Raw genomic sequence first — 6,936 nt, 5'->3', positions numbered from 1 at the left:
GGCCCGCGTCGCGCCACATGACCCGGAGCGCCCGCCCCGGCCGGGCGGTCGGCACGAAAGCCGCCGCCAGGGCGACGAACAGGCCGGCCAGGCGGGCCGGGATCAGGTTCAAGACGTCGTCCAGGCGGGCCGCCGTCATGCCGAAGGCCCTGTAACGCGGTGTGCGGTGGCCGATCATGCTGTCCAGGGTGTTGGCCGCCTTGTAGGCCAGCAGGCCCGGAAGGCCGGCCACCAGATACCAGAAGACCGGCGCCACCACGGCGTCGCTGAAGTTCTCGGCCAAGGATTCGATGGCGGCGCGCGCCACCCCGTGTTCGTCAAGCTGCGCCGGATCGCGGCCCACGATATGGCCCACCGCCGCCCGCGCCGGCTCCAGCCCTTCGGTCGCCAGGGCGAGGCCCACGTCGCGCACCCGGTCGTAGAGTTCCCGCTGGGCCAGCAACAGGATCAACAACAGGGTCTCCAGAATCCAGCCGAAAGCGTGATGCAGGGTCAGCCAGGCCACTGCCATGCCCACCGCCAAGCTGGCGCCCACCACGACCAGGACGGAGGCCGATCCGGACCACGGGATGGGGAAGCTTCCGCAGCAGCCAGCCGCCTTCGCCCAGGCCGGCATCGAGGGCCAAGGCGAGCAGCAGCAGGATCAAGGGGTCGAGGTGGCCAGGGCCGCCCAGCAGATCGAGAACCAGCATGGACGGCAGTCTGGCGGGGCGGACCGGGACCGGTCAATGGGAATTGGTTGCAAAGCCTCGTTTGCGCTGGGTAAAGGGTTGATATATAAGGGGACGGGAAGGGAGCGACGATACCCATGTCGCCTGAGTTGATCATTCTCGTGGGTTTCATCGCCGTGATCTCTGTGGTCGCGGCGCTGATCGGCACTTTCGTCGGCATCCGCATGACGCGGCGGGTGGCGGGCGAGCGCGAACCGCGCCAGGCTCCGCCGCCACCACCACCGCCACCACCTCCTCCTCCGGTTCCGCCACCGCCCGTGCCCAGGGCTCCGTCGATCGACGGCCCTTCCGCGGAAGCCATCGCTCTCAAGGCTTACCAGTCCCTGCTGGAGGCCAAGGGCATCCCCGCCAAGGACCAGGACACCCAGGCCCGCGACTTCGCCAAGCAGTTCGGCGCCCTGCTGGCCAAGCTGGATGGGATATCCACCCAGGACACGACCCTCGACACCTTGCTGGGGGACGCGCGCCATGCCCTGGGCGAGGGAGCCTTCGCCAAGGCCGGGGAACTCCTGAACAAGGTGGGCGAGCAAGGCGGGCAGAACGGCCGCGACCTTTACCGCACCGCGACGCGCTACCTGGAAGCCGCCGCCGCGGCCAAGGTGGTGGCCGGCGACCTGGAATTCGCCCAGATGAACTTCGCCGCCGCCGCCCGCGATTACCGGGCAGCCCTGGATGCCTTGCCGCCGGGCAGCGACGAGGTGCTCGCCGAGTACCTCAACAAGCACGGCACTGCCGCCTACCAAGCCGGCAACCTCTTGGAGGCCACCGATTCCTTCGAGAAGGCGGTGAAGGTCCTGGAACGCATCCTGGGGGCCGAGCATCCGGACGTGGCCACCGCCGTCAACAACCTGGCCCTGCTCTATTATTCGCAAGGCAATTTCGCGGCGGCCGAACCGCTCTACCGGCGGGCCCTGGAAATCGACGAGAAGGTCCTGGGGCCGGAGCACGCGGGCGTCGCCACCGACCTCAACAACCTGGCCCTGCTCTACAAGAAGCAGGGCAACCTGGAAGCCGCCGAACCCCTCTTGCGCCGCGCGCTCGCCATCAAGGAGCGCCTGTTCGACCCCGGCCATCCCAGCCTGAACACCGGCCTCAAGAACTACGCCTCGGTGCTGCGGGCGCTGGATCGGGTGGCGGAGGCCAAGACCTACGAGGAACGCGCCGCCGCCCTGCCGCCCAAGAGGACGGGCTGATTATGGCCGGAGCCGGCCGTCCGGCCCCACCAGTTCCACTTTCACGATGTCGTTCTCGTAACTGACCGGATCGCGATGGCCGCGCCCCAGGGTCAGGAAGACCGTATCTTCCGGAAACACCATCGCATGATCCAGCATGGGCGGGGTAAAGACCATCTGGCCCGCCCGCAACACCAGGCTTTCCGGCGCCCGCGCGCTGCCGGTCGGACGGTGCCAGTACTCGATCCGGCCCGAGAGCACGTAGCAATAGTGCCAGTCGGTCCGGTGATAGTGGTTGGCCCGCACCGCGCCCGCCTTCGATGCGATGACCACCACGCTGCCCAGGCCGCGGTCCAGGACCGGCTGGATGCTGCCTCGTTCGTCGACGAAGGGGGTGGCCGGACTCAGGAGACGGTCGTGGGGCGGCCAATCGGCGGCGTTTTCGGAAAGCACTGGAATCCTCCTTCGGGGTTGATGTATGACGATTACGATGATTCGTCATACTTTGGCAACGGCCTTTCCCAAAACGCGGAAGGCTGTATAGTTCACCCCGCCCGGAGGCATCGACCAGGCGTTCCGCCCCGAAGGCATGGACCAGGGATACCCGAATGGAATCGTTTCCCGCCGTGATGATCTGCGGCCACGGCAGCCGCGACCCCGAAGCCATTGCCGAATTCGACCGGCTGGCGATCCACTTGCGGGCCCGTCTGCCCGGCCGCGATGTGGAAAGCGGCTTTCTGGAATTCGCCCGTCCGGTGATCCGGGACGGCCTGGAAGCCTTGAAGGCGCGGGGCGCCAGAAGCATCGTGGCGATTCCCGGCATGTTGTTCGCCGCCGGACACGTCAAGAACGACCTGCCGTCCGAGATCAACGAATTCGCCCGCGCCAACCCGGACATCGCCATGACGTTCGGCCGCGAGTTGGCGGTGGAAGCCCGGCTGTTGGAAGCCGCCGCCCAGCGCATCGCGGAAGCCGAAGCCGCCTCGCCCCATGCCGTGGGACGCAAGGACAGTCTGCTATTGGTGGTGGGGCGGGGCACCAACGATCCGGACGCCAATTCCAACGTCGCCAAGGTGGCGCGCATGCTGTGGGAAGGCATGGGCTTCGGCTGGTGCGAGACCGCTTACAGCGGCGTCGCCTATCCTTTGGTGGACGCGGCCCTGGAACGCGCGGTGCGCCTGGGGTTCCGGCGCATCGTGGTCTTCCCCTACTTCCTGTTCACCGGCATCCTGGTCAAGCGCATCCATGCCTGGACCGACGAAGCCGCCGCCCGCCATCCCGCCATCGAGTTCCTCAAGGCTCCCTACCTGAACGATCATCCCAAGGTGATCGACTGCTTCGTCGAACGCATCGACGAGGCCCTGGCCGGCGCCAATGCCATGAACTGCGCGCTCTGCAAGTACCGGGAACGAATCCTGGGGCGCGAGGACGAGGTCGGCACCCCCCAGGCGGGCCATCATCACCATGTGCGCGGCATCGGCACCGACGATCTTCACCACCATCATCATGGTCATCCTCATCCGGCGTTCAAGGTCGCCATGGGCAAGCTGGGCTAGGCCATGGCCTTGTTCGACGCCTATGCCATGGTGGATTGGAGCGCCGCGGCCAGGCCGAGGCGAGGCAGGAACAGCATTTGGATCGGCCTCCTGGAACGGGACCGGGGGGACCTTCTGTTCGACAATCCGCCAACCCGCCGGGACGCCACCGCCTGGCTGGCGGATCGCCTAGGCGATCTGGCGGCGCGGGGACGGCGGGTGCTTTGCGGCTTCGACTTCGCCTTCGGCTACCCGCAAGGCTTCGCCGCCCGCCTCGACGCCGCGAAGCCAGATTGGTCCGGCGTCTGGCGCCGCTTGGCGGTGGGGGCTCGCGAGCATGGCGAGGACCGCTTCGCCCTCGCCGATGCCTTCAACCGCGACCTGGGCCCCCTTTTCTGGGGCCATCCGCATGGCCGGGCCTATGCCCATCTGCCGGCGACGAAGCCCGGCGGCACCGCCGGACCGGCCGAATTCCGGCTGTGCGAACGCCAGGCCGCAAGAGCCAAGTCGGTCTGGCAACTGAACGGGGCGGGCTGCGTCGGCGGCCAGACCCTGACCGGCATTCCCTGCCTTCGCGACCTGCGCCACTGGCCGGGTTTGGAGGACCTGGCCCGCGTCTGGCCCTTCGAGACCGGCCTTCGAGTCCCCGACGCGTCCGCGCAAATCGTCTTTGCCGAGGTCTATCCGTCCCTCGTCGCCCGGGGCCGGTCCGACCGCGAACAGGTGGCGGCCTTGGCTCGCCATTTCGCCGACCTGGACGCCGGGGACGCCCTGGCGCCCCTGTTCGCCCCCGCCCTTTCGGAAGACGAACGTCGGATCGTCGAGGGCGAGGAAGGATGGATTCTGGGGGCGGGCCCCCCTTCCCTGGACTACATCCGCGACCCTGCCGAAATTTACCGCCAATCCTTCCGGCGGGTGCGCGCCGCCGCCGACTTTTCCGCCATCCCCAAGGATCTGCGGGCCCTGGCGGAACGGCTGGTCCATACGGCGGGCGATCCCACCCTGGTCCCCGGCCTGGCCTTCGGCCATGGGGCGGGGCGGGCGGGGCGGAAGGCCCTGGCCGCCGGCGCGCCCATCCTTTGCGACGTGGAGATGGTCGCCCATGGCATTACCCGGTCCCGCCTGCCGGCCGGCAACGAGGTGATTTGCCTGCTGAACGCCCCCGGCGTCCGCGCGACCGCCCAGGCCCGACAGGTCACCCGCAGCATGGCGGCCGTCGATCTTTGGCTGCCCCGGCTGGAAGGGGCGGTCGTCGCCATCGGCAACGCCCCCACCGCGCTGTTCCGCCTGCTGGAGCTGTTGCGGGACGGGGCGCCCCGGCCGGCGCTGATCCTGGGGTTTCCCGTCGGCTTCGTCGGCGCCGCCGAATCGAAGGAAGCCCTGATGCGGCTGGCCCATGGCATTCCCTATGTCACCCTCGCCGGCCGGCGGGGCGGCAGCGCCTTGGCCGCCGCCGCCGTCAACGCCTTGTGCGGAGACGCGCCATGAGCCATCCCTGGATCGTGGTCGTGGGCATCGGCGAGGACGGTCTGGAAGGCCTGACGCCGGCCGCCCGCGTCCTGGTGGAAAAGGCCGAACTGCTGGTCGGCGGCGAGCGCCACCAGGCCTTCGTAGCCGAAACCTCCGCCGTCCGCCTGACCTGGAAGGACGGCCTGGATGCCGCCATGGCGGAAATGGAGAAATGGCGCGGCCGGCGAGTGGTGGTGCTGGCCTCCGGCGATCCCATGTGCTTCGGCGCCGGGGTCAACCTGCAACGGCGTTTCGGGTCCGACGATCTAGCGGTCCTGCCGGTGCCCGGCTCGCTGGCCTTGGCTTGCGCCCGCATGCTGTGGTCGGAACCGGACGTGGAGATGGTGACTCTGCACGGCCGGCCCATGGACTCCTTCCGCCTGCATGTCGCCCCCGGCGCCCGGCTGGTGGTGCTTTCCCAGGACGGCGAGACGCCGGCCAAGGTAGCGGCCATGCTAGTCGATATGGGCTACGGTCCCAGCCGCCTTGCCGTGCTCGAACACATGGGCGGGCCCAGGGAAGGGCGTGTCGACGGCCTGGCCCGGGACTGGCGCCATCTTCGCTGCGCCGATCTCAACGCCATCGCCGTCGAATGCCTTCCCGGCCCCGCAGCCATGCGGCGCCCGCGCGTTCCCGGCCTGCCCGACGAGGCTTACGTCTCCGACGGCCAACTGACCAAACGGGAAGTGCGCGCCGTCACCCTTGCCGCCCTCGCACCCTTGCCCGGCGAACTGCTGTGGGACCTGGGGGCGGGTTCCGGTTCCGTCGCCATCGAATGGCTGCGCGCCGCCCCGCGTACCCAGGCGGTGGCGGTGGAAGGCCGGCCCGACCGCTGCGCCGCCATCGCGCTGAATGCGGCCCGCCTTGGGGTTCCCAGGCTCAAGGTGGTGGAAGGCGACATCCTTTCGGCAATCGACAATCTGTCGCCGGCCCCCGACGCCATCTTCCTGGGGGGCGGGGTGGCGCGGGCCGGCATGCTGGAAGCCTGTTTCGCCGCCCTCAGGCCCGGCGGGCGCCTGGTCGCCAACGCGGTGACCCTGGAAGCCGAAAGGGTGCTGCTTGGCTTCGCCGGCGGCGAGTTGCGCCGGATCGAGATCAGCCATCCCCGGAAGGTCGGCGGGACGACCGTTTGGGAGGCGAAAGCCCCGGTCACCCAGATTTTCCTTTCCAAGCCGGAGAACCAGCCCATGTCCGTCCTTTCGTCACAGGCCGATCGCCGATGATCGGCCCTGCCCCCGGTACCCTTTACGGCTTGGGCGTCGGTCCGGGCGATCCGGATCTGATGACCCTGAAGGCCCGCGACCTGTTGCGGCGGGTTCCCGTCGTCGCCTACCTGCATGCGGAAGGCTCGCCCGGTGTGGCGCGCGCCATCGCGGCCCCCCATCTGCCGGGCGGGCAGGAGGAAATCGCCATGGCCACCCCCATGGTGCCGGGCGATGCGCCGGCGGAAGCGGTCTACGACCAGGGCGCGGCAGCGATCGCCGCCCGTCTGGCGGCAGGGCGCGATGTGGCCTTTCTTTGCGAAGGAGATCCGCTGTTCTTCGGCTCCTTCATGTATTTGCTGGACCGTCTCAAGGACCGCTTCCCGGTGCGGGTGGTGCCGGGCGTTTCGTCTCTGGCCGCCTGTTCCGCCCTGGCCGGCCTGCCGCTGGCTTCGCGCAACGAAGCGCTGACCATACTCCCGGCACCGCTGTCCGAGGATGAACTGGCCGCTCGCCTGGCGTCGGCGGATGCCGCCGTGGTGATGAAGGTGGGCCGTCACCTGCCCAAGGTCCGCCGGGTGCTGAAGCGGCTGGGGCTGATGGAAGGCGCCTGGTATGCCGCCCGCGCCGGCATGGAAGGCGAAAGCGTGCTGCCCTTGGCCGAAGCGCCCGCGACCGCGCCCTACTTCGCCATGGTCCTGGTCCGCGGGCGCCCCAAGGCACCGCCGGCCCCCAAGGGCGCCGCCGTCCTGTATCCGACCCCCGGCGCCCGGGCGATGGCCCTGCG

The 6,936-nt window shown here is 69.2% G+C and carries 7 protein-coding genes; 5 read left to right on the top strand and 2 right to left on the bottom strand.

Features of this window, described 5'->3' with window-relative positions; translation table 11 throughout:
• On the bottom strand, window positions 1-616 hold a 616-nt coding region (locus H7841_17505; GenBank protein MEO5338660.1), incomplete at its 3' end, for a cobalamin biosynthesis protein.
• Between the two features lie 192 nt (window positions 617-808).
• Between H7841_17505 and H7841_17500 the strand changes: the two genes are divergently transcribed.
• A complete protein-coding gene (locus H7841_17500; GenBank protein ID MEO5338659.1) occupies window positions 809-1,924 on the top strand; it encodes a tetratricopeptide repeat protein in 1,116 nt (371 codons plus the stop codon).
• On the opposite strand, the gene H7841_17495 is transcribed toward H7841_17500, so the two are convergent.
• Window positions 1,925-2,356 (bottom strand): cupin domain-containing protein, encoded by a 432-nt coding sequence (locus H7841_17495; protein MEO5338658.1) that lies wholly within the window; start codon window positions 2,354-2,356, stop codon window positions 1,925-1,927.
• Between the two features lie 155 nt (window positions 2,357-2,511).
• On the opposite strand from H7841_17495, the gene H7841_17490 reads away from it, so the two are divergent.
• The 4 genes from H7841_17490 to cobI all read left to right on the top strand — a co-directional run.
• A complete protein-coding gene (locus tag H7841_17490; protein ID MEO5338657.1) occupies window positions 2,512-3,459 on the top strand; it encodes a sirohydrochlorin chelatase in 948 nt (315 codons plus the stop codon).
• Between the two features lie 843 nt (window positions 3,460-4,302).
• Window positions 4,303-4,926: a precorrin-8X methylmutase gene (locus H7841_17485; protein ID MEO5338656.1), complete on the top strand. Its 624-nt coding sequence runs from the start codon at window positions 4,303-4,305 to the stop codon at window positions 4,924-4,926.
• Entirely contained in the window at window positions 4,923-6,170 is a 1,248-nt protein-coding gene (gene cbiE, locus H7841_17480) for a precorrin-6y C5,15-methyltransferase (decarboxylating) subunit CbiE (GenBank protein MEO5338655.1), read from the top strand. Before H7841_17485 ends, cbiE begins: the two co-directional genes overlap by 4 nt.
• On the top strand, window positions 6,167-6,936 hold a 770-nt coding region (cobI, locus tag H7841_17475; GenBank protein MEO5338654.1), incomplete at its 3' end, for a precorrin-2 C(20)-methyltransferase. The genes cbiE and cobI, both read left to right, overlap by 4 nt.

Source organism: Magnetospirillum sp. WYHS-4, assembly GCA_039908345.1.
GTDB lineage: Bacteria > Pseudomonadota > Alphaproteobacteria > Rhodospirillales > GLO-3 > JAMOBD01.
Note: the sequence above shows the minus strand (reverse complement) of the source record. Positions and strands in the feature narration are given on the sequence as shown.

Excerpts from the sequence above, each read along its gene's own strand:
- H7841_17500 (MEO5338659.1), top strand. The coding sequence starts at position 809 with ATGTCGCCTGAGTTGATCATTCTCGTGGGTTTCATCGCCGTGATCTCT.
- cbiE (MEO5338655.1), top strand. The coding sequence starts at position 4,923 with ATGAGCCATCCCTGGATCGTGGTCGTGGGCATCGGCGAGGACGGTCTG.
- H7841_17490 (MEO5338657.1), top strand. The coding sequence starts at position 2,512 with ATGGAATCGTTTCCCGCCGTGATGATCTGCGGCCACGGCAGCCGCGAC.